We start from the raw sequence: 22,776 nt of genomic DNA on the forward strand, positions 1-22,776 counted from the left end.
GAGGGTCTTCCGTTCGTGGCCCCCGCGGGCAAGCCGGGTCGCGAGGCCTTCCATGAAGGCTGCAGGCTGGTGGGCGCGCGGCCATCGGAGACGATCTACGTGGGGGACCAGCTCATCACCGACGTGCTCGGCCCCCAGCGAGCGGGGCTGCGCTCGATCCTGCTGCGCCCGCGCTACAGCCAGGAAGCGCTTTCCTCGAAGTTCCAGCGCGTCGTGGCGAAGGGGCTGCAGCGCCTCACGAGATGACCGCGGGGAGGCGGCTGCCCGGCGGTAAGGTCGAGTTCACGATTGGAGGACACATGAAGCTGCTCGTCACCGGGGGGGCCGGGTTTATCGGCTCCAATTTCGTCCGCTACTGGCTGGGATCGCACCCGGACGACCATCTGGTGGTGGTGGACCTGCTGACCTACGCCGGCGTCAGGGAGAGTCTGGCCGACGTGGAGGACCGCATCCGGTTCCTGCAAGGGGATATCGCCGACCTGGACGCAATGCACAGCCTCATGTCCGACGAGCGGATCGACGTGGTGGTCAACTTCGCCGCCGAGTCCCACAACAGCTACGCCGTCGTGAATCCGGGTGCCTTCTTCAGGACCAACGTCGTAGGGACGCAGTCGCTGCTGGAGGCCGCCCGAAGGTCCGGCGTCGGCCGCTTTCACCACATCTCCACCTGCGAGGTCTACGGCGACCTCGACCTCGACTCCGACGAGTCGTTCGGCGAGGAGACGCCCTACCGTCCCCGGACTCCCTACAACGCCTCGAAGGCCGGCGCCGACCACGCGGTCCGCGCCTACTTCGAGACCTACGGGCTGCCCGTGACGGTCACCAACTGCTGCAACAACTACGGGCCGTACCAGTTCCCGGAGAAGGTGATCCCGCTTTTCACGACCAACGCGCTGGACGACAGTCCCCTTCCGCTGTACGCCTCGACGGCGAACCGCCGTGAGTGGCTGCATGTGATCGACCACTGCAAGGCGATCGACCTGGTGCTGTCGTCGGGTGCGGTTGGTGAGACCTACAACGTCGGGAGCGGCGTGGAGGCGAACATCGAGCAGATCGCCGACGCGGTTCTTAGCGCCGCCGGCAAGCCGCAGTCGCTCAAGACGATTGTGCCGGACCGGCCCGGCCACGACCGCCGCTACCTGCTCGACTCGTCGAAGATCAGGCGCGAGCTGGGGTGGGAGCCGGAGATCGGCTTTGAGCAGGGCCTCCCCGAGACGGTGCGCTGGTACGCCGACAACAGAGCGTGGTGGGAGCCCCTGCGGGGGCGGGCGCCCGTCGCCGAGGCAACGGCGTGGGCACCGGCCTGACGCCCCGCACGATCCTCATAACGGGGGCCGGGGGGCTGCTCGGCGGGTGCGTCGATGCAGCGTTCGCCGACGCGGGCTTTCGGACGGCCGCGGCGACGCACGCGGAGCTTGACGTGACGGACCCGGCGGCCGTGAGCGCCGCGATGGACCGGCTGCGTCCGGAGCTGGTGGTCCATTGCGCGGCGATGACCAACGTCGACGCGTGCGAGTCCGAGCCCGACGCCGCGCGGGCGATCAACGAAGCCGGATCGGCGAACGTCGCCGAGGCGGCCGATGCGGCCGGAGCCGCAGTTGTGGCCGTGTCCACCGACTACGTCTTCGACGGCACAAAGGGCACTCCGTACCTGGAGAACGACGACACGAACCCCCTGCAGGCGTACGGGCTGACAAAGCTGGAGGGTGAGGTGGCCGTCCGGGCCGCAGCGGACAGGCACTTCGTGGTCCGCTCCGCCTGGATCTACGGCCGCGGCGGCAAGAACTTCATCTCCCGGCTCCCGGATCTCGCTGCTGCGGGAGCGCCGATCACGGCCGTCATGGACCAGACCGGGTCGCCGACCTACGCTCCCGATCTCGCGCGCGCGATCGTGGCTTTGTCCCGGACGCAGGCGTACGGCACCTATCACGTCACCAACTCCGGGTCCTGCACCTTCTCGGAGTTGTGCCGACTGGCACTGCAGCTCTCGTCGATCGACGCGGAGGTCCAGGACGTGCTCAGGCGCGATCTGGGCCGCCCGGCCCCCAGGCCCGAGAACACGACCCTGGCCAACGAGGCATGGCGGGCGTTGGGGCTGGCGCCTCTGCGCGACTGGCGTCAGGCGCTGGCCGAGTTCGTCGGCGGCGGTCCGTCGTGAGGGTCTGCATCGAGGCCACCGCCCTGCTCGGCCCCCGCTCGGGGGTCGGCCACAGCGTCGCGGCCCTCACTGAGGCGCTGGTCGGCTGCGACCCGGAGATGACCGTCGTGCTGCTCCCGCTTTCGGCGAGGCGCGGCCGGAAACTGCGGTCCCCGGTGCCCGGCAACGAAAGGGTGGAGGTCCTGGCCAAGCGGCTTCCGGCAGCGGTTCTGTCCAAAGCGTGGACAAGGGCGACCTGGCCTCCTGCGGAGCTTTTCTGCGGACGCGTCGACGTGTTCCACGGGCCGAACTTCCTGCTCCCTCCGCTGCTGCATGCGGGAGGTGTCGTCACGGTTCACGATCTGGCCTTTGAGCGGGTGCCGGACATGTGCTCGCCTAAGGTCAGGACGTACTCAAGGTCTGTGCCTCCGTCCGTGGATCGCGCTTCGCGCGTCATCGTTCCGTCGGAATTCACCCGCTCGGAGCTGCAGGACTGGCTCCCCGAGTCCGAGGCCAAGGTCCGGGTGGTGCACCCGGGCGTCCGCGACTGTTTCGCGGCTCCCGGCGGCAGGCTCAACCCCCACCGCGCGGCCGAGCTCGGACTGAGGGAGCCCTACGTGGTGTTCCTCGGCAACCTCGAGCTGCGGAAGAATGTCGGCGTCGTGATGGACGCCTTCAGGATGGTGGCTCACAAGCGCCCGGAGTCGCAGCTCGTGCTGGCCGGGTCCCCTTCCACGGGGTGGGAGGAGATCGCGCAAGCGCACAAGGAGCTGCTCGACTCGTCCGGCGTCGTGGTCACCGGATGGCTGCCGGACGCGGAGGCTGCGGCGCTTTTGCGAGGGGCGTCGGCGTTCGTCTACCCGTCGCTGTACGAGGGCTTCGGGATCCCCCCTCTGGAGGCCCTGGCCTGCGGTGCGCCGGTGGTCGCCTCGGACATCCCGCCGCTGCGCGAGGGTCTCGGCTCCCACGCCGTTTTCGTCAATCCCCGGTCGCCCGAGGACCTGGCGGGTGAGGTGGCGAAGCTGCTGGACGAACCCCCGCCGGCGCGCAAGACCGAGGCCGCGCGCCGGCACGCGGGAGGCTTCACCTGGCGGCGCACGGCCGAGGCCACGCTGGACGTGTACCGCGAGGCGCTGGAGGAGCGGAGTTGAGGGTCTCGCTGCTCGCCGAGCAGCTGCTCCAGGAGGTGCCCGGCGGGATCGGGACTTACGTCCGCGCCCTCATCAGGTACCTGCCGTCGTGGGGCATCGAAGTCGAGCCGGTCGTTGCTTGGCACGGCCAGAACGAAATGTTCGAGGCGGGGCTGTCGCAGGCCCGGCGCCTGCGGCTTCCGCGGGCGGCCGCCTACAAACGGTGGACGTCCGGACGGGGGCCGCAGATCCGCGGCGGCGGCGAGCTCGTCCATGCGCCGAGCCTGGCGATCCCGCGCAAGGATTCCCGTCCGCTCGTGGTCACGGTCCACGACGTCCTGTTCCTGGATTTCCCCGACGCCTATCCGGCCTCCGGCGTCTCCTTTCACACCGCGATGCTGCGCAGGCTGCAGGACGCCGACGCCGTGATCGTGCCCTCGGAGGCGACGGCGGTCCGGGTCCGCGAGAAGACGAAGGCGCAGCCCGTCGTCGTCCCGATGGGCACCGAGTTCGCCGCGCCCGATCCGGGCGACGTGGACCGCGTGCTGGACCGCCTGGAGGTCCGGCGTCCGTACGTGCTTTGGTGCGGGACGGTGGAGCCGCGCAAGAACCCCGAGGGCGTCATCCACGGGTTTGTCTCCTCCGTGGAGTCCGGTGTCCCGGCCTCCGATGAGCTCGCCTTGTACCTGGTCGGCCCGCCGGGCTGGTGGAGCGGAGACGTGGGCGAGTTTCTGGAGGAGCACGGGATGACCGACCGGGTCCGCCGGCTGGGGGCCCAGCCCCCGGCCGTCCGGGCGGCGCTGTATGCGGGGGCCGAGGCGTTTTTGTTCCCGTCCCTCGCCGAGGGTTTCGGACTCCCGGTCGTCGAGGCGATGGCGTGCGGGGCGCCCGTGGTCACGTCCGACAGGTCATCGCTTCCCGAGGTTGCGGGAGACGCAGCTGTTCTGTGTGATCCCGACGACGAGGACTCCATAGGACGGGCGCTCTCGAAGATCTTGCGCGACCCCGCGCTGGCCGCCGACCTCCGGGCCCGGGGTTTCGCCCGCGCCTCGCAGTTCACCTGGGACCGCACCGCGCGCGAAACGGCCGCCGTGTACCGCGGGCTGCTGGGCTGACAGGCGCGTTGAGGGTCCTGCTGGACGCCACCTCGCTGCCGGCCCTGCGCCTGGGAGCGGGACAGTACGTCGCCGAGCTCGCAAGGGCCCTGGACCGCCGCGGCGACTTGGCCCTGAGCATCCTGGCGAAGGACTCCGACGAGCGCGCAGTGCGTGAGATCGCGCCGGGGGCCGACATCCGCACCACGCGCGTGCGCTCGCGCCCGGCGCGGCTGGCGTGGGAGCAGGCGGTGCTCCCGCTTCGCGCGGGCAGGATGCGCCCCCACGTCCTGCACGGCCCCCATTACTCCCTGCCCATGGCCTGGAAGGGGAGGAGCGTCGTCACCTTCCACGACCCGACCTTCTTCACACACCCACACCTGCACGAGCGCGCGAAGGTCCTGTGGTTCCGGCGCATGGCCAGGACGGGTTTGCGCCGGGCGACCGTGATCCTGGCGGTCTCCGATTACGCGCGCGCCGGTGCGATAGACAGGCTCGGCGCCCATCCGGACCGCATCCGAACTGTGCACCTGGGGGTGGATCATTCCCTTTACTGCCCGCAGAAAGGAGCCAGCGACGAGTCGTTGCGCGCGGCCGCGGGAGTCTCGGGTCCCTACGTTCTGTGGGTGGGGGCCCAGGAGCCGCGCAAGGACGTACCCAGTCTGATCGCCGCGTGGACGCGCCTGCGCGAACAGGGACTTGAGCACCGGCTGGTGCTGGCCGGCCCCCGCGCCTGGGGGGCCGCGGCCATAGACCAGGCCGTCGCCGCCTCGCCGGGGGCCCGGCACGTTCACCGGCCGGGCTACGTGACGGAAGTCCAGAAGATCGCCCTGTACCGCGGCGCCGCCGTCTTCGTGTACCCGTCCATCGCCGAAGGCTTCGGCCTACCGGTGCTGGAGGCGATGGCCTGCGGGGCTCCCGTCGTGACCACCTCCGGCTCGGCCACCTCCGAGGTCGGAGGCGACGCGGTGGTGGCGGTGACCGCACAGGACTCCGAAGCGCTGGCATCGGGCATCGAAAGGGCCTTGCGGGACGCACCCCGCCTGTCACAGGCCGGACCCGTTCGCGCACGGCAGTTCTCCTGGGACCGCACCGCCGAGCAGACGGTGGAGGCATACCGCGCGGCAGCCGGAGAACACGGTGGCTGACGCCGCGGGCGGCGGGATCGCCGTCGTCGTCCTCACGCACGACTCGGCCGCCGACGTGGCCGGGTGCCTGGAGTCCATCCGTCGGTCCACGGTCCCTGCTGAGGTCGTGGTGGTGGACAACGCCTCGAGCGACGAATCGCGTGAGGTCGTCCAGAGGTGCTGCCCGGAGGCGCGTGTGATAGCAAGTCCGCGCAACCTAGGATTCTCGGCGGCCGCGAACATAGGTGTCCGCGCAAGCCGCGCGGGGTTCGTGATGTTGCTCAACCCGGACGCCCGCCTGGCCCCCGGAGCCTTGGAGGCTCTCGCTCTGTTCCTGTCTGCGCGGCCGGGGGCGGCGGCCGTCGGTCCTCTGGTCCGCAACCCCGACCGGACCGTGCAGCCGTCCAAGCGCGCTTTCCCCACCCTTTGGCAGTCGGCGATGCACGGGATCGTCGGCCTGGTGTGGCCCGGCAACCCGGGGACCCGCGCGTATCTGCTTGCCGACGCCCCGCTGGACCGTCCGGCGAGGGTCGGCTGGCTGTCGTGTTCGGCGGTGATGCTCCGGCGCGAGGCCTTTGAGAAGGTGGGCGGCTTTGACGAGAGGTTCTTCTTTTTCGTCGAGGACGTCGACCTGTGCCGCCGGCTCTCCGACGCGGGATGGGAGCTTTGGTTTGACCCGGGGGCCGAGGCCGAGCACGCCTGGGGGGGCACCTGGACGCAAAAGCCCCTGCGCAACCTGTGGCTGCACCACGCGAACCTGATGCGCTACGCGCTCAAGCACCGCAGGGGGGCCTCGGCCCTCGCGGCTCCGGTCATCGCGGCAGGACTCGCCCTGCGATTCACGCTGCTGGCGATCAGGTGGCTGCTGGCGCGCCGGGCGCTGCCGCCCCATGCGTCGGGACGTTCGCCGAAAGGAGCTTCTTCGTGAAGGCGGTGCTGATAGTCGGCGGAGAGGGGACGCGGCTGCGTCCGATCACCTGCGACACCCACAAGTCGCTCGTCCCCGTGGCCAACCGCACGATCTTGGAGCACGTGCTGGCGCACCTGTCGCGGCATGGAGTCCGCGAGGCGATCCTGACCACCGGTTACCTGGGCGGGGCGTTCGAGGCCTTTCCGCCTGAACGCTCGTCGGGTGTGCGGCTGACCGTCGTCCAGGAAGAGAAACCTTTGGACACCTGCGGTGCGGTGCGCAACGTCGCCGACTGCCTGGACGACACGTTCTTCGTGCTGAACGGCGACATCCTCACCGACCTCGACCTCACTGCGATGCTGCAGTTCCATAGGGAGCGCCGGGCGGCCGGGACGATCTCGTTGACGAGGGTGCAGGACCCGAGCTCCTACGGCCTGGTCCCCGTCGACCCGGAGGGCCGGATCCAGCAATTCATCGAAAAGCCGCGCGCCGACCAGGCGGTGTCGTCCGCGCTCATCAACGCGGGAACCTACATCCTCGAGCCTGAGACGCTCGAACGGGTCCCATCCGGAGTTCCGTGGTCGTTCGAGCGCAACCTGTTCCCAGACCTGCTTTCCGGGGATGCGGGGCTTTACGGATTCGAGTCTGCGTCGTACTGGCTGGACCTGGGGACGCCGCAGAAGTATCTGACGGCGAACCTGGACGTCCTCGGCGGCAAGGTGGGCGAGCGTCCTCCCGGCACCCGGGACGAATCCGGGACCTGGGTCGACGAGGGCGCCACGGTGGACCCGGCTGCCCGGGTGAGGGGTCCGGCCGCGCTGGGAGCCGGATCGCGCCTGGAGGCCGGCAGTGTCGTCTACCCGCGGTCGTGCCTGGGCTCCCAGTGCGTCGTGGGACCGGGAGCCATCGTGGAGGAGTCGGTCCTGCACGACGAGGTCGTGGTCGAGGAGGGCGCGGTGGTCGAGCGGTCGATCCTTTGTGGTGGAGTCCGCGTGGGGGCCGGGACCCGCATCTCCGACGCGATCATCGGATCCGGCGTGAGGGTCGGACCGGGAAACGAGCTGCGAGCGGGGATCCGGCTGTGGCCTGGACTGGACGTCCCGGAGGCCTCGATCCGCTTTTAGCGGAACAGGTCCTGCTCCGCGGGTCGGACGATATCCGAAGCCCCGCCGGACGAAGGCTCCCACGCGTATCCACGGACGATGGCCGCCGGGACCCTGTCCAGCTTCCTCATCACGAGCTCGGCGGCGGACGCGATCTCGTCGATGTGCGCGATCTCGGTCACGGCCAGGGTCCGTCCTTCGGGGTCCTGCTCCCCGCGGTGGTCGCGCAGGGGCTTCAACCCTGACGACCCGATGGCGACGTTGGTCTGGCCGCTGCGCCAGGCCCGGCCGAACGTGTCGGACACGATGACCGCCACCGGCCCGGAGGCCGCGGACTGCAGCGAGGCCCGGATGCGGTCCGCGGAGGCGTCGGGGTCCCGGGGGAGCAGCGCGACCGTACCCGCGGGCACGCTGGACGAATCGACCCCGCCGTTGGCGCACACCAGGCCGTGGCGCGTCTCCACGATGATGAGCTGCGGCGTCTCCCGGACGACCCGGCGCGCCTCACGGCGCACGACCTCCCGGACCTCCTCTCGCGTGTTGGCGGGGACCGTCCGGCCCTCGGCCTTCGAGACGATCTTCTGCGCCAGCACCACGATGTCGCCCGGCTCGAGCGGCGTCGCCTGAGCTGCGGCGGCGGACGCCACGACGGCTCCGACGTCGTCTCCCGCGGACACCTCCGGGATCCCGGTGACTCCGATGACGCGGATCTCAGGCGGCAACTTCGAGCACCGTCTTGGCCAGGCGGGCGGCGTCCTCGGCGGACCGCATCACGGTGTCGCAGAGGACCGCGCGCATTCCCGCCGCCTCGACCCCGGGCGCGGCGCCTGCATCGCGTTCGTCCACGACGAACACGTCCAGCAGTCCCGCGTAGATGCGTGCCACTCCAGCGGGGGACACCTCGTGGCCCAAGGACGCCAGCAGCCGGTCCGCAGGCCCTTTGAGCGCTCGGCCCCCGACGATCGGTGACACCCCCACGCGCCGTGCCCGGGCCGCCGCGACGGCCTCACGCATGCCGGGGACCGCCAGCGGGGGAGCAGTCGAGATCAGCGGGTTCGACGGCGGGAAGATCAGGACCTCGCAGTCCGCGACCGCCTCGAGCACTCCGGGGGCCGGTGCCGCCCGGTCCGCGCCTTTAAAGGTGACGGCGGCTATCTCGTCGGACGCCCCGCGACGCACGAAGTACTCCTGGAAGTCCAGCGCCTCGCCCGCGGCCGTCGTGAACACCGTGCGGACGGGGTCGTCGCTCATCGGCAGCACCCGGCACCCGATGGACATCGCCCGCCGCAGGCCGTCCGTCGCCTGCGTCAGCGTCATCCCCGAGTCCAGCAGACGGGCGCGCAGCAGGTTGGTCGCTAGGTCGCGGTCGCCCAGTGAAAACCACTCCTGAAGGTCGGTGCCGCAGTCCGGGAGCTTCGACGCGAGGTCCCGGTACCGCTGGTCGCAGACGAACGTCTCCTCGCAGATCCCCCATCCCCTGTCCCAGTCGGACAGCCCCGCAAGGTGGTACAGGACGGTGTCGATGTCCGGCGAGACGTGCAGACCGCGCACGGACTCGTCGTCGCCGGTGTTCACGACCACCGTGAGCGACGCCGGATCGACAACCTGCACCAGGCCCGCCAGGAACCTGGCGGATCCCACCCCTCCCGCGATGACCGTGATCACCCGCGGATTCTAAGAGCAGCGACGTCCGGGGGCCGTGTGGCTCAGCAGGGAGGCGCGCCTTGTCCGCCGCAGCTTCCGATCAGCGTCCCTCCGCGCATCGCGCGCAGCCCTTCGACGTAGGTGAACGAGGCGTATACCCCGGCCCACAGCCCCCCCGACACCTTCCACGTCTGGCGCGTGTTGTCCGCCATGAGGGCCTCGACGGCATCGGCGTCCGGGTGGACGAAGCCGTAGGCCCAGTTGTATCCGGCGTCCAGGACGAATCCCTCCGCCGCCTTGACCACAGCCGCCTGCTCCGAAAGAGCCTCGGCGCAGAAGCCGTCCGCGACCGACGGCGTGTCCTCGGCGGACGGCGGGGAGGGACGGGCCGTCTCGATCCTCAGGCAAGTCCCCCGCCTGCCCCCGGACTCCACGTCGGCGCCGCGCAGGAGCTTCCAGGTGACGTCCTCCGTCTTGTCCTCGAGCACGACGCGATACGGACCCGCGGCCCCCCCGACGTCGGGCCGGATGTGAAGCGGGGTGCGGAGCGATTCCAGCGCCTCGATGCGCGGCGCGGTTGCGATCGCCGGGACGCTGCGCAGATCCGCTCGCAGGCTCTTGGGGAAGATGCGCCTGATGTCGCGCTCGTACTGCTCGTCCTGACCCGGAGCCTCGTGTGACTGCACGACGTACTTTTCCCCCTCCAGTCGGAGGGTCAGGGCCACCGGCAGCGCCTTCGTCCGGCCGAGCTCAGCGTGCGATCCACGCGGGACGAACTCCTGGCAGTAGGCCCACAAAAAGGCCCGCACCGTCCCTGTTCGGACGTCCTCGTCTCCCAGCTGCTGGAGGCTGCACACGCTCCTGGCTCCCGGCGAGGGCGGAGCGAAGGTCTGCTCGAGGTACGCCTTCATCGGTTCCCTGAGCTGCACGTCGTCCGCGGAGCTTTGAGGCGGCGACGGCCGCGGCGTCGGTGTGGACCGCGACCTTCCCCCGAACGACACCACGGCGATTCCCGCCACGCACAGCAGGGCGACGAGCCCGACGCCGTAGGTTGACCAGCGCTTCATGCAAACAACGTAAGGCCACTCCGCGCTCCCCATCGCCACCTCGCCGGTATCCTGACGCGACTGTCGGCGGCGGGAGGTCCGGTCACGTGGACGTGGCGGTTGCGGGCGCTCTGGACCGAAGCCTGAGCGCAGAGCCGCTCGGCCCCCGGGAGGTCGAGGCGATCCTGTCCTGCCCCGACGCAGAGCTTGAAGCCGTGCTGGACCGGGCGGCCCAGCTGCGCGACGAAGGTCTCGCTCAACAGGGCCTGGACGGCATCGTCACGTACTCGCGCAAGGTCTTCGTGCCCCTCACGCGCCTGTGCCGGTACCGGTGCTCGTACTGCACGTTCGTGACGCCGAGGGCCGAGGGTCCCGCCTTTCTCACGGAGCAGGAAATCCTGGACATCGCCCGGCGCGGCCGGGAGTGGGGGTGCACCGAGGCGCTGTTCACTCTCGGGGAGGGGCCGGAGGCCCGGCACCCGGAGGCGCTTGCGTGGCTTCGCGAGCGCGGGTTCGCGTCGACGATCGACTACCTGGTCCACGCGGCCGGACTCGTCCTCGGGCACACAGGCCTGCTGCCCCACGTCAACCCGGGGGCCGTCGGACATGACCAGATGGTCCGGCTCCGCTCGGTGGCCCCGAGCCAGGGACTGATGATGGAGCAGCTGACAGATCGTCTCCTGGCACCCGGACAGGCGCACGCCGGCGCACAGGGCAAGGCGGCGGCGGTTCGGCTGGAGCAGCTCGAGCTCGCGGCTCGCACCCGGACGCCGTTCACCACCGGGTTTTTGATCGGAATAGGGGAGTCGGTGGAGGAGAGGGCCGGGACGATCCTGGCCATCCGCGATGCGTGCAAGGGCCAGGTGCAGGAGGTCATCGTCCAGAACTTCCGCGCCAAGCCCGACACGCCGATGCGCGGCCGCTCCGAGCCGGACGAAGGGGAGATGCTGCGGGCGATAGCCGCGACGCGACTGGTTTTCGGTCCCCGGATGTCCGTCCAGGCCCCGCCCAACCTGAGCCCGGTCACCTACGGCCGGTACCTCGACGCGGGCCTAAGCGACTGGGGGGGCGTGTCGCCGGTGACGCCTGACCACGTGAACCCGGAGATGCCCTGGCCGGAGCTCGCCGGGCTGTCGCGGGTGTGCGAGCAGCGCGGCTTAAGCCTGCGCCAGCGCCTGGCCGTCTACCCCGGCTACGTGAGCGACACGGCCATCGACGAGTGGATCGCGGAGCCGGTGAGGCGCCACGTCCTCGCGCTGTCCGACGCAACGGGGCTCGCACGGGAGGAGAGATGGTACGCGGGCGAAGGATGGACGCCCGCGCACCGCGCGGCCCAGCCGGTCCCGAAGCGCAGGGCGCTGGCCCTTGCGGCCAACCGTCCGCGCCTGGCCGCCGCCGAGGTGTCCGCTGCGGCCGCCACCGGCGCGCGATGCGGCGACGCGTCCGGCGACGCCCTGGTTGGCTTCGACGAGATGCTGCCGGACACCGACTGCCGGACAGCCTTTGTCCACGAAAGGGCGGACCGCAGGCCCGGCCTCCCGCACCCCTGGATCTCGCCGTATCTGGTCCGCACCCGGCCCGCCGCGCCGGACGTGCGGCGGATCCTGTCCAAGGGGGCCGATGGGGCCCGTTTGGACCACAGCGAGGTCGAGCGGCTGTTCAGGTCGGAGGGCGCGGACCTCTCCGCGTTGCTGGCCGCGGCCGACGACCTGCGCAGGCAGGTCGCGGGCGACGTCGTGACGTACGTGGTCAACCGCAACATCACCTACACGAACCTGTGTCACACGGGGTGCGGCTTCTGCGGTTTCGCCCGGCCAGTCGGACATGCCGACGGCTACTACTTTGACCCTGCGACGGTGGCGGCCAAGGCCCGGGAGGCCCGGGACCTCGGCGCTACCGAGGTCTGCGTACAGGGGGGAATTCACCCGCACAACGACGGGCGCATCTACCTGGAGATCGCAGCCGCCATCAAGCAGGCGGTCCCGGACATCCACCTCCACGGGTTCTCCCCGCTCGAGGTGACGGTGGGGGCGCGGACGCTGGGCCTCCCGCTGAGCCGATACATCCCGATGCTCGCCGAGGCCGGCCTGGACTCGATGCCGGGCACCGCGGCCGAAATCCTGGACGAACGCGTGCGGCCGAAGATCACGCCCGAGAAGCTGTCCGCCGGCGATTGGCTGGAGGTCATGCGGACGGCCCACCGCTGCGGGATCCGGTCCACGTCCACGATCATGTTCGGCCACGTGGACGATCCGGCGGCATGGGCCGGACATCTGCTGTCTCTGCGGGACCTGCAGGCCGAGACCGGGGGGTTCACAGAGATCGTCCCGTTGCCCTTTGTGCACCATCGGTCGCCGATCTTCATGCGAGGCGGGTCGCGGTCCGGGCCGACGTGGCGCGAGTGCCTGAAGATGCACGCCGTAGCGCGCGTTGCGCTGCATCCTCTGATCCCCAACGTGCAGGGGTCGTGGGTGAAGATGGGCGCGGAGGGCGTGGTGGCCACTCTGCACGCCGGGGTGAACGACTTCGGCGGGACGCTGATGGAGGAGCACATCTCGCGGATGGCCGGCGCCAGCCATGGGCTGGGTGTGGCGGTGGGGGAGATCCGGTCGGCCATCCGGCGCGCGGGCCGCACGCCGAGTGAGAGGACGACTACCTACGCAAGCGTCCCGAAGCCGGTGACGACGGGACGGTCTCAAGCCTCGGGCTAAAGCCCCCTAGTCGTCGTCTCCGCCGCTCGAGCCGGCGTCGGAACGGCCACGACCCCGGCCACTCGAGGAATCCTGGTCATCGTCCTCAAAGGAAGGCCCGCCTCCGCCGGAGCCCCGGCCGGAGCTGCGCCCTTCGGTGCCCTGAGCGCCCGGGGAGCCCTGAGGAGCGCCCTCGCCGGACCCGGAGTTGCCCTGGCCCTGGTTCCCGGACCCGGAGTTGCCTTGGCCCTGGTTCCCGGACCCGGAGTTGCCCTGGCCCTGGTTGCCCTGGCCCTGATTCCCGGATCCGGAGTTGCCCTGGCCGGAGCCATCGTCGGTCGGCTGGGCGCCGGGCTCGCTGACGGTGTCGCCGGGCTTGTCGGAGCCGGGTCCGCTGTTGCCGGCGCGGGCCTGGGCCTCGGCCGCCTTGGATCCGTTGGCAATGGCGCGGTCGATTGCGAACAGCGCCTTGGGGCTGGCGGAGGAGGCTTCCAGCTTCGCTCTGACCGCCTGAAGTCTGTCGATGTGCTTTGAGATGGCCGCCAGGACGTGTTCGCGCAAACGGCCCTCGTCGGTTCCCAGGCCGGTGGTGGACTCAGCGAGAGCCAGGTCAAAGGACTTCGCGGCGTCGCGAACGGCCTCCAGCGCCAGTCGGCCCGACCGGGCTTTGTCGGCCTCCCGGAGGCGCTCCGCGGCCAGCTCGAGGTGGGTGGAGGCGCGGGAGCCGGGGTCGCGCGAAGCTGCCAGCTGCACCCGCTCCAGAGCGCGGTCCAATCCGTAAAGGGGGTCACCGGGCCCGGACGGGTCGGCCGCGAAGGCCACGGCCGAGGTCCCGACCACCAGCACGAGAGCAGCCGCCAGGACGGCGAGGGTCCTGATGCGGCCCGGGCTGCGCACCGGCAGGGTGACCACCGTGGCGTCCGCGGACCGGTCGGCCTGGCGGATCTTCGACAGCAGAAGGGCTTCGTGGCGCGCAGCGACGTCCGCCGGCACCTTGGCGCTCAGCGCCTCGGTTACCCGCGCTTCCACGCCCTGCAGCTCGATCGGAGTTTCCCTGTCGCTCACACCGGCCCCCTTGGTCAGTGGTACATCGTCCGGAATGCCCGGAGGGTTACGGTCCCGGGGCGGTCCCCGGCAGGTCCTGCCCGGCCCCCTTGAGGCGCCTGGCCATCGTGGCCATGGCCCTGTGCTGCAGGGCCTTCACCGCCCCTTCCTTTTTGCCCAGGATCTCCGCGACCTCGGCGATCGGCAGGTCCGCGACCAGCCTCAGCATGACGACGTCGCGCTGGTCCGGGGACAGCCCTTCCACGACCTCCAGGATCCTGGCACGCTCCACGTGCTCCAGGGCCTCCGACTCGGTGTCGGCCGCTGCGGCAGGGAGGTGTCCCGAATCCGCCGCCTGCTCCAGCTGGTCGTGGCGCCTGCGGGATTGCTTCCGGAAGTGGTCCAGCATCGTGTTGCGGGCGATCCTGAACACCCACCCGCGGAAGTTGTCGGGCGTCCCCTTGAATTTATGGGCGGACTCGATGACGTCGAGGAAAACGTCGGCCGTGAGGTCCGCCGCCCAGGCTTCGTTTCGGGTGTTGCGGAGCAGGTATGCGTAGATGGGATCGGACAGCGCGCGGTAGACGGCGACTATGCCGTCGGAGTCACCACGACAGGCGGCCGCTACCGCCTCGGTGGTCAGGGGGGAAGGCTTGTCGCTGCCCACAATCACGCAGGGTTCCACCCTATACTTCGAAGTCGCGAGATTCTCCAGGGGCCACCTCCGGCAGCCGTCCGAACCTCCGACCGAGGACGCCATGACCTCCAACCAGCGGCACCCGACCCCTCCCGCCGAGCAGGAACCAGCCGCGCCAGGCGCGGTGCCGTCGGGTCCGGACGAGTCCCAGGACCCGGCATCGGCGGCCTTTGAGCAGGTCCTGGACAGGTTGCGGGAAGCGGTGGGAGACCTGAGGTCCAGCGTCGACAGGGCTACCGGCGACGTGGCGGCGGTGCCGCAGGCGATTGTGGAGCTCAGCGACGGCATCAAGGCATGGGCCTCGGCTATCGAGCAGCGCCTGGACTCCCTGCCGCCGACGGTCGTCACCGCCTTCAGGGACGCCACGGCAACCCAGGCGCAAGCGTTGCCGCCGATGCGGGAGGACCTGTCCCGGCTGGCCAAGTCGCTGCCGGGTATGCAGGAGACGTTGGGACAGCTTGCCAAGGCGGTGCCGGACACCGCTGTGCGCGGCACCGTGGACGAGCTCAAGGTGGCCCTCACCGCCGCCTCCGGCGACGTCAAGACCCTCGCGCAGGCGATGCTCGACCTCAACGGCGGCCTGCGCGAGTGGAGCGATCGTCTGGAGCAGAGGATCGCGGGTCTGGCCACCGCGCTGCTCCAGGCCCTCAGGGACCTGACGCTGTCCCAGGAGGCCGCGCTGTCGTCGGTGGCCGATGAGGTGGCCGCCGCGACGGCCGATATGCGCCGCGAGCTCGGCGACCAGATGCACGACACGACGCGTTCGCTCGGCTCCCGCCTTGACGGGGTGCGCGAGCAGCTGGTGGAGTCTCGCGAGCTGACGGGCTACCTGCGGGACCAGACCGAGGATCTGGACAAGGTACTGGGGGGGCTGGGCGACGTTCCGCAGCGCCTGGAAGGGGTCGTGGCGCAGGCGCTTCGCCGTGCGCTGACCGTCCGCGCCGGACTGATGGCCGAAGCGGAAAAGGTGATGACACAGGTCTTTGCCCCGATCGAGTCCAGGGCCCAGGACCTTGCCGCCTCCCTGGAGGCGGCCTCGGCGTCCGTCGAGGAGGCGAAGCTGGACGAGGACCTGCGCCTGATGGCGGTGCGTCAGGACGAACTCGCCGCACGTGTGGACGAGATCCAGGACTCCATCGAGGCACAGCTCGCGGAGGCAGAGGCGCAGCGGCGCGAGACGGCGCTGGCGCTGGCCGAGGCCATCGACCGTGCGGCCAGGGGGCTGGAGCCGGGTGCCGTCGCGGCCCTGAGGTCGGCGCCGAGGACCAGGGCCTCCACCCGCTGGCCCGCCACGCCCAGGACCAGGCTCACCACCTCACCACCCGCCGCCAGGAGGCGTGCATCGTCCGCCGCTTCCCGTACGCCCGCGCCTGCCGAGCAAGCCGAGGCGGCACAGCCGGAGGCGGCGGCCGAGCCCGCGCCGTCCAGGGAGCCTCGGCGGGCGGCCCCGGCAGGCAGGTCCGCGACTGCGGCCAAGCAAACGGCGGGTGGCTCCGGGAGACGGAGCGGCGCCAGGGTCAAAGGGGGTCTGAAGAGCGCTGCAGCGAAGGCCAAGGCGGCAAAGCCCGCGGCACGGACGGCGCCAAAGACATCGGCGGCCAAGACCGCGACGAAGCCGCGGCACGCCGGGGCTGCGGCCAAGACCCGGAAGAAGGCCGCGAGCAAAAAGGCTGCGGCCGGCCGCGGCAAGGCTCGCGCCGGCAAGGGCGCCGCGGCCAAGACCCGGACGCGCCAGTTCATCCCGCTGTAGCCCTGATGCGCTCACCGAGGGTCCTGGCTGTTGTCGTAGCCCATGCGTCCGGCTCGTGGCTCCCGCACGTCATCGAGTCGCTGGACGCCCAGACCTACCCCGAGCTCGAGGCGGTCGTCGTTCGGCTGGGTGAGGTGGAGGTCCCGGCCGGGCGGCGGGTGAAGGCGGTCCTGGACCGGCTGCCGGACATCGGCTTCGCCCGCGCGGTCAATACCGTCGCGGCCGAGACCAAAGCGGACGCCGACTACGTGCTGCTTCTGCACGACGACGTGTCTCTCGCCCCCGACGCGGTGGAGAGGATGGTCGAGGCCTCGCAGGTCGAGCCGAGGCCGGCGGCCGTGGGCGCGAAGCTCGTGGACTGGGACGCCCCCGAGGTCTTGCAGGAAGTCGGCAGCTCCATCGACAGGTTCGCCGCTCGAAGCACTGGGCTGGAGGCGCACGAGGTGGACCACGCCCAGCACGACGCTTCGACCGAGGTCCTTTTCTGCTCTGACGCCTGCCTGCTCGTGCGCCGCGAAGCCCTGGACAAGATGGACGGCCTCGACCCGGGGTCGTTCCCGCTGTTCGAGGACGTGGACCTGTGCTGGCGCCTGCGCCGGGACGGAGAACTGGTGGTCGTCGCTCCGACGGCACGCGTGCGTCATGTGGCCGCGCTGTCCAGGGGCCTGCGGGACAAACGGCCGGACCCTGCGGGACTGAGGGCGCGCGAGGAGCGGGGACGGCTGAGGTTCATGCTCACCAACTACTCGCCCCTGACCCTGGCGGTGATCCTGCCCCAGTACGCAGTTATGGGACTGGCGGCCGTCGCGACCGGACTGGTGCGCAGGCAGTTCTGGACGTTCAGGCCATACGTTTCGGCCTGGTTCGCCGCCGTGAGGGACCTGGGGTCGGTCATCGAGCGCCGTCGCCTTTCGGGCCCGCGGCGCGTGTCGGACCAGGACCTGCTTCGGCTGGCATCCCGGCGTGCGGCGGTGACGCGGCGCTACGGCCGTGTGGACCTCGCATCCAGGATCGGCGAGGGCATGACGGCGCTGGAGAAAAGGTTGTCGTCGGCGGCCAGGGACCCCGCCGTGTGGGCTGGCGTCGCGGCGGTCGCAGTCCTGCTCCTCACCCTTCGTTCGGTCCTGGGCGCAGGCGAGTTCACCCTGGGCGAGGTCCGGCCGTTCGAGCCCTTCGCCCGGGCGGTGCGTCACTACTTCGCGGCGGAGCAGCCGGGATCGCTCGACGCCTATGGGCGGCCCAGCGCCGGCATCCTCCTGCTGGGCCTCCTGCGGTCCGTGGCCCGCTCGGGCCCTGCTGCCGAGAAGCTCCTGCTGGTGCTCCCGATCCTGCTCGCGGGAGCGGGGGCCTCGAGGCTGGGACGTGTCCTGGGTTTGTCGCGGGCCCGGCGCCTGCTCGTGGTGCTGGCGATGATCAATCCGTTCACGCTTGTGCTCCTGCGCGAGGGCCTGGCCGGCCCTCTCATTCTCTGGGCGGCGACGCCCTGGGTGGCGGCGGTGCTGCTGCTTCCCCCGCCCGACGAGCGCAGCTCGGTGCTTGACCTCGTCCGGCGAAACGCAGGCTGGGCGCTGCTGTGGGCGGCCGTCGCGGCAATGCACCCTCCCTCCGTGCTGTGGTTCCTCGGCTTCGGTGCCGCCGCGCTCGGCGCCCGGGCCGGAGACGGACAGGGACCTCTGCGCGTGCGTCTTCTGGCCGTCGGGGCGGCGTCGGCTTTTTTGCTCAACCTTCCGTTCTCCCTGGACTGGTTCACGAGCCGCTCTCCGCTCATCGGCGCCGCTCCCGGGTTTTTGGCTTCGGCCGCGCACGGACTGCAGCAGGCGACGTTCGGGGCGGGGTGGCCGGTGCTGGCCTGGGTGGCCGTGGCGCTGATCGTGACCTACGTCGTCGGACCAACCCGGGCGACGCTGTCGGCGAGCCTTCTGCTCGGGGCGGCGTGGGTCGCGGGGGTGACGCAGTCCGTGCCGCGCGGGACCGCGCTGGCGGCCATCGGCTGGTGCTCGCTGCTGCTGCTCGCCCTGGTCACCAGGCGCGTGGCCGACGAGCTGCCGCGCTTTGAGCTGGGGTGGCGGCACGCGCTGATCATCGGCTCGTCCGCGACGGTCGCGCTGACTTGGCTCGCCGCATCCGCCATAGCCGTGACGTCCGGTACGAGGGCCCAGGTCGTCCCCATCGTTCCGACCAGCGAGCAGTCCGCGGGACGGGTCCTGTGGATGGAACGCGCCGGCGAGGGAACCCTTACCTGGACCACGAACGGGTTCGACACCACGATGCACCGGTACCCGCCCGCCAAGGGGCCCGAGGAGCGGCTGCTGACCCGGACCCTGGAAGCGTCCAGGCAGCGGCGGACCCACCGTGCCGGCGCCGTCCTGTCGCTGGCGGGGGTGTCGCATATCGTCGTTCTGGGGCCGGAGCAGGGCTTCCAGTTCGGTGAGCAGGCGGACCTGTCGCCCACTGATCGCCAGGAGGGCGGCCGCGTCTACCGCAACGCTTCCTGGCGCGGGCAGGCGATGCTCCTGCCGGCGCCGCCATCCGCGGCCCTGAGCGCGCGCGGTGTAGCCGACGTCGTCCGCGACGCAAGGCGCGTCACGCTGAGGCAACGGGGTGGGACGACCACCCTTCGCGCGGGTGACGACAAGGGCGTCGTGTACCTGGCCTCCGGTGCCAGATCTGGCTGGCGGATCGGGGGGCGCCGTGCCACACCCGGTGCCGCCGGGGTCTGGGTCAAAGCGTCCGGACTTCCCGCTCCGGCGGAGGCGGTTCCCGGCGGACGTGCGGCCAGGGCGCTCATGCCCCTGCAGGTGGTCGCCGTCCTGGCTCTCGTCGGGGCGTGGGCGGCGGGCACGTATCTGTCCGGCCCCCAAGCCGCCGAGTCGGCCCGCGTGCTGCCCTTGCGACCGCTGCCGGTGCACAGGCTGCTCCCGCTGGTTCCTGTCCTGCTCGTGGCCTTCGCCGCCTGGTGGTCCTGGACGGGACGCTCCGCTGCCGCCGAGACCTCGTACCTGTCGTCGGCCTGGTACTGCCCCGCGGCCGGCCGCGCCTACTCGCAGCAGATCGGGATCGTCAACCCATCGGGGAAGCCGGCGCGGTTCCTCGTCCGGCCGCGCTTCGGTGAGCCCGCCACCAGTGGAAACCTGGGCGCCTACGGGCGGCGCACCATCGACGTGGACGCCAGGCAGGGGGCGGTCGTCGAGACGTTCGGACAGCAACTGGTCGTCGGCGTATCGGTGTCGGCAGCGCGCGGGGGTGGGGCGACAGGATCCGCGGCTTCGCTGTGCGCGCCATCGCTGCCGGACGACAGCGTGTTCTCCGAAGGTGGCCGCAATGCTCTGCGTGCGCCCGACCCGCTGAAGGACGAGTACCTGATCACCAACCCGTTCACGGAGCCGGCTCGCGCAGCGGTGAGGTTCATCGCGCCGGAGGAGTCGGTAGCTCCCCCCGAGTTCCAGGACCTGCTGATCGAGCCGGGGCAGACCGTGACGGTGGACCACGAGTCCAAGCTGGAGCCGCAGCCGGCGCTGAGCACGCACGTGTCGGTGTGGCAGGGAAAGGCCGTCGTTGCCCGGCGGTTGTCCACCCGCAGGGATCTCGCCTGGAGCATCGGGCTGCGGCCGCAGAGGTCGGGAACGGTGCCGCGCGCGATCACGAGGGGAGCCGGCACGTCGCTGGTCGCGGCCAACGTGGCGGACGATGACGCCGGGATGTCCGTCTCGATCATCGGAGCCGAGGGCTCGCTGCCCGATACGGGGCTGGACGTCGAGGCGAACCGGCGGGCGGTGCTCGATCTCGCCGACACCGCCGCCGACGAGGAGAACCTGCTGGTGAGCTACACGTCGCCGGTCCCGGTCGCCGTCGAGTCGGTGGTGGTCCCCCAGAACCGCGAGCGGGTTTCGGTCCTGCCGGCCCTGGTCCCCGCAAGGCGGTGGGCGATACCGCTCGCGGAGGGCAGGACCCTGCTGCTGTCCAACTCCGGTACAGACCCCGCCCGAGTCACCATGCGCGGCCTGGGTCCCGGCCCCCCGATCGATCGGATCACGGTTCAGCCGGGGCGTATGGAGGTCGTGGAGCTGCCGGAGGCACAAGAAGGGTTCGGCGTGCTTCTGGAGGCGTCCTCACCCGTCGCGGTGGCCGCGGTCGGGGGGTCCGGAAGCCTCGCCGGGCACCCCCTCGGCTGACCGCCTCGAACCTCCTGCGGTCCCGCGGGGTTTTCAAATCGCGGCCGGACGCGTATAGTGCAGAAGTTCTCGGCCGTCAACCATTGTGACCCATGCGCCTGGTGTTACAGAAGATCCGTCGTGTGCTGTTCTCAAAGGCCTGCGCGCTCACGTCCGGGGTGCTGTCGATCTCGCTCGTGGCCGCGGGTGGCGGTGCCGTGGCCTACGACCGCAACGGATCCGGCTTGATCCTGCCGAACACACGCATCGCAGGCGTGTCCGTAGGTGGACTGACCCGTGAAGCCGCGGTAGCCGCCGTCAAGGCCGAGGTCGAGGACCCGCTCCACAAGACCGTCCGTGTCCACGGTGCCGGGTTCGACCGCACGACCACCCCTTGGGAGCTGGGCATGCGTGTGGACGTGGCAACGGCCGTGGAAAAGGCCCTCGACGAAGCGGAGCGCGGCAGCGTGGCCGACCGGGTGTGGCGCCGCCGATTCGGTGGCGGACAAAGGGACTTTTCCCTGGCCCCCGAGTTGAAGGACCCGAAGATGCGCTCGCTCGTCAGCGAGGCGGCCGAGAAGGTCCGCGTCCCTGCCCAGGACGCCAAGATGTCGTCGGCGGGGGGCTGGATACGCGTGACGCCGTCGCAGCCCGGCCGCGCGCTGGACGTCAAGGCCGCCGAGTCCGACCTGGAGCGGGCAGTCCACGAGGGCGGCGAGGTGGCGCTGCGGACGAAGGTGGTCGAGCCGAAGGTCTCCGCATCGGCTTTCTCCAAGGTGATCCTGGTGCGGGCCGGCGAGAACAAGCTGTACCTGTACGAAAGCGGTGAGATCAGCCGCACCTACTCGGTGGCCACGGGCGCCCCGGAGTTTGAGACGCCGCGAGGCACGTTCACGATCGTGCGCAAGCGCAAAAACCCCACGTGGGTGAACCCCGGCAGCGACTGGTCCAAAAAGCTGCCCGGCCAGATCCCGCCCGGCCCGGACAACCCCCTGGGCAGCCGGGCGCTGGACCTCAACGTCGGCGGCATCCGCATCCACGGCACCCCGGACTCCGGCTCGATCGGGTACAGCGTGTCCCACGGCTGCATCCGCATGCACATGCCGGAGGCCGAGGACCTGTTCGCGCGCGTCGAAACCGGGACCAGGGTCGTCATCGTGTCCGCCGGCCCGTCAAAGCCCCGCGCCGCCAAGGGGGCCAAGCCCTCTGCCTCTCCCGCAGCTCCCGCCGCGCCCGCACCAGCGCCGCCGGCGGCACCAGCGGCCTGACTATCCCCCGTCGGTAGTGCGTGTGACCCACTACCCCCGCGTCTTACCATGCGGATCTGCTACCTAAGACACCAGGGTCACCCACAGGGGGCGAAAACCCGAACGCACGGCCCCTCAGCAGGCAAAACAGAAGGACCGGGCGTCGGCCCGGTCCTCCAAAACAAAGTTCCCGCCGGGCCGAGGCCCAACGGGATCTAAAAACCATAGTACCCGGCTCCAGCAAAACCCGCAACTTTTTACGACCCTAGGCGCCGAGTAGGTGGGGATCGAAGTTCGTTGATTCTGTCCTCGGCCGCCCCTACGCTTTGGCCCGTGGAGTCCCGCTACTGCTCCAAAACGGGGTGCGGACGCGAAGCTGCGGCCTGCTGCGGCTTCAACTACTCGCAGCGGCTCGTCTGGCTGGCGCCCCTTGCGATTGAGCCCATTCCCTCCACCTACGATCTCTGCGAGCGCCATGCCTCGGAACTGAGGGTGCCGAACGGCTGGAGCCTCGAGGACCGGCGCCCGGTCCAGGTGGAGGCTTCCCTGCTGCTTCCTTAGCGGGTCGGTCCGCCCAGGAACCCGCACCTCCTCGAGCAGAGTTCCCCTGGCTTCTTGGGTAGCGTGTCACCAAGACATGCCGATCTCCAAGGAGCTCATCCGGGAGATTCGCAGGCTGGACGCGTACGACCTTCGCCGCCTGCTCATGCTCATCCGCGGGCTGCTCGTCGCCGAGGACCCCGCCGGGACCGACCATACCGGCAAGATCACCTACCGGCAGGAGACCGTGCGATGTGGCAAGCCCACGTGCACCCGTTGTCCCCACGGGCCCTACTGGTACGCGTACTGGCGCGAGGGCGGCCGCGTCAGGTCCCGCTACGTGGGGCGGGAGCTGCCGTCCGGCGCCACCCCACCCAGCGCAACCTCACAGACGTAGTCATTTCGAGCTACCGGCTAGCGGTTCGCACTGGCCATTGCCCGTCGGAAGCGCTGCTCGTCTAGAGGC

General features: G+C 70.6%; 19 protein-coding genes. 14 read left to right on the top strand and 5 right to left on the bottom strand.

All coding sequences use genetic code 11. The features are described from left to right. The 8 genes from VNE62_10420 to VNE62_10455 form a co-directional block, all read left to right on the top strand. Positions 1-246 (top strand): HAD hydrolase-like protein (locus VNE62_10420; protein HVE92691.1); only part of this gene is annotated, 246 nt, incomplete at its 5' end. Positions 247-299: 53 nt separating this feature from the next. After that, a complete protein-coding gene (rfbB, locus tag VNE62_10425) occupies positions 300-1,307 on the top strand; it encodes a dTDP-glucose 4,6-dehydratase (protein ID HVE92692.1) in 1,008 nt (335 codons plus the stop codon). Next, positions 1,292-2,158 (top strand): dTDP-4-dehydrorhamnose reductase, encoded by an 867-nt coding sequence (gene rfbD / locus VNE62_10430; protein ID HVE92693.1) that lies wholly within the window; start codon positions 1,292-1,294, stop codon positions 2,156-2,158. The genes rfbB and rfbD overlap by 16 nt, the downstream gene beginning before the upstream one ends. Beyond that, positions 2,155-3,288: a glycosyltransferase family 1 protein gene (locus VNE62_10435; GenBank protein ID HVE92694.1), complete on the top strand. Its 1,134-nt coding sequence runs from the start codon at positions 2,155-2,157 to the stop codon at positions 3,286-3,288. Before rfbD ends, VNE62_10435 begins: the two co-directional genes overlap by 4 nt. Continuing rightward, positions 3,285-4,382 carry a glycosyltransferase family 1 protein gene (locus VNE62_10440; protein ID HVE92695.1) on the top strand — a complete coding sequence of 366 codons (1,098 nt, stop codon included), beginning with the start codon at positions 3,285-3,287 and terminating at the stop codon, positions 4,380-4,382. The genes VNE62_10435 and VNE62_10440 overlap by 4 nt, the downstream gene beginning before the upstream one ends. Positions 4,383-4,390: 8 nt before the next feature. Beyond that, complete coding sequence (locus tag VNE62_10445; protein HVE92696.1) at positions 4,391-5,509, top strand: glycosyltransferase family 1 protein; 1,119 nt, start codon at positions 4,391-4,393, stop codon at positions 5,507-5,509. Beyond that, a complete protein-coding gene (locus VNE62_10450) occupies positions 5,502-6,416 on the top strand; it encodes a glycosyltransferase family 2 protein (protein HVE92697.1) in 915 nt (304 codons plus the stop codon). The genes VNE62_10445 and VNE62_10450 overlap by 8 nt, the downstream gene beginning before the upstream one ends. After that, the gene (locus tag VNE62_10455; GenBank protein ID HVE92698.1) at positions 6,413-7,522 is read left to right on the top strand and encodes an NDP-sugar synthase; all 1,110 of its coding nucleotides are present in this window, start codon (positions 6,413-6,415) and stop codon (positions 7,520-7,522) included. The genes VNE62_10450 and VNE62_10455 overlap by 4 nt, the downstream gene beginning before the upstream one ends. Here VNE62_10455 and cofE read toward each other — a convergent pair. The 3 genes from cofE to VNE62_10470 are packed head-to-tail and all read right to left on the bottom strand — an operon-like array spanning position 7,519 to position 10,212. Next, positions 7,519-8,223 carry a coenzyme F420-0:L-glutamate ligase gene (gene cofE, locus VNE62_10460; protein HVE92699.1) on the bottom strand — a complete coding sequence of 235 codons (705 nt, stop codon included), beginning with the start codon at positions 8,221-8,223 and terminating at the stop codon, positions 7,519-7,521. The genes VNE62_10455 and cofE overlap by 4 nt on opposite strands. After that, complete coding sequence (cofD, locus tag VNE62_10465) at positions 8,213-9,166, bottom strand: 2-phospho-L-lactate transferase (protein ID HVE92700.1); 954 nt, start codon at positions 9,164-9,166, stop codon at positions 8,213-8,215. The genes cofE and cofD overlap by 11 nt, the downstream gene beginning before the upstream one ends. Positions 9,167-9,207: 41 nt before the next feature. Then, entirely contained in the window at positions 9,208-10,212 is a 1,005-nt protein-coding gene (locus VNE62_10470; protein HVE92701.1) for a hypothetical protein, read from the bottom strand. Positions 10,213-10,298: 86 nt separating this feature from the next. Between VNE62_10470 and cofH the strand changes: the two genes are divergently transcribed. After that, a complete protein-coding gene (cofH, locus tag VNE62_10475; protein ID HVE92702.1) occupies positions 10,299-12,902 on the top strand; it encodes a 5-amino-6-(D-ribitylamino)uracil--L-tyrosine 4-hydroxyphenyl transferase CofH in 2,604 nt (867 codons plus the stop codon). A gap of 6 nt (positions 12,903-12,908) precedes the next feature. On the opposite strand, the gene VNE62_10480 is transcribed toward cofH, so the two are convergent. Then, a complete protein-coding gene (locus VNE62_10480) occupies positions 12,909-13,946 on the bottom strand; it encodes a DUF5667 domain-containing protein (GenBank protein HVE92703.1) in 1,038 nt (345 codons plus the stop codon). Positions 13,947-13,992: 46 nt separating this feature from the next. After that, entirely contained in the window at positions 13,993-14,598 is a 606-nt protein-coding gene (locus tag VNE62_10485) for an RNA polymerase sigma factor (GenBank protein ID HVE92704.1), read from the bottom strand. 85 nt (positions 14,599-14,683) lie between these two features. Between VNE62_10485 and VNE62_10490 the strand changes: the two genes are divergently transcribed. The 5 genes from VNE62_10490 (at position 14,684) to VNE62_10510 (ending at position 22,707) form a co-directional block, all read left to right on the top strand. Next, positions 14,684-16,372: a hypothetical protein gene (locus tag VNE62_10490; protein ID HVE92705.1), complete on the top strand. Its 1,689-nt coding sequence runs from the start codon at positions 14,684-14,686 to the stop codon at positions 16,370-16,372. Positions 16,373-16,377: 5 nt separating this feature from the next. Continuing rightward, positions 16,378-20,544 (top strand): glycosyltransferase, encoded by a 4,167-nt coding sequence (locus VNE62_10495; protein HVE92706.1) that lies wholly within the window; start codon positions 16,378-16,380, stop codon positions 20,542-20,544. A gap of 92 nt (positions 20,545-20,636) precedes the next feature. Continuing rightward, positions 20,637-21,791 (top strand): L,D-transpeptidase/peptidoglycan binding protein, encoded by a 1,155-nt coding sequence (locus VNE62_10500; protein ID HVE92707.1) that lies wholly within the window; start codon positions 20,637-20,639, stop codon positions 21,789-21,791. 312 nt (positions 21,792-22,103) lie between these two features. Then, the gene (locus tag VNE62_10505) at positions 22,104-22,331 is read left to right on the top strand and encodes a DUF3499 family protein (GenBank protein HVE92708.1); all 228 of its coding nucleotides are present in this window, start codon (positions 22,104-22,106) and stop codon (positions 22,329-22,331) included. Between the two features lie 76 nt (positions 22,332-22,407). Next, positions 22,408-22,707: a hypothetical protein gene (locus VNE62_10510; GenBank protein ID HVE92709.1), complete on the top strand. Its 300-nt coding sequence runs from the start codon at positions 22,408-22,410 to the stop codon at positions 22,705-22,707. Positions 22,708-22,776: the final 69 nt, after the last annotated feature.

Source organism: Actinomycetota bacterium (assembly GCA_035536535.1).
In the GTDB taxonomy this organism is placed as follows: domain Bacteria; phylum Actinomycetota; class JAICYB01; order JAICYB01; family JAICYB01; genus DATLNZ01.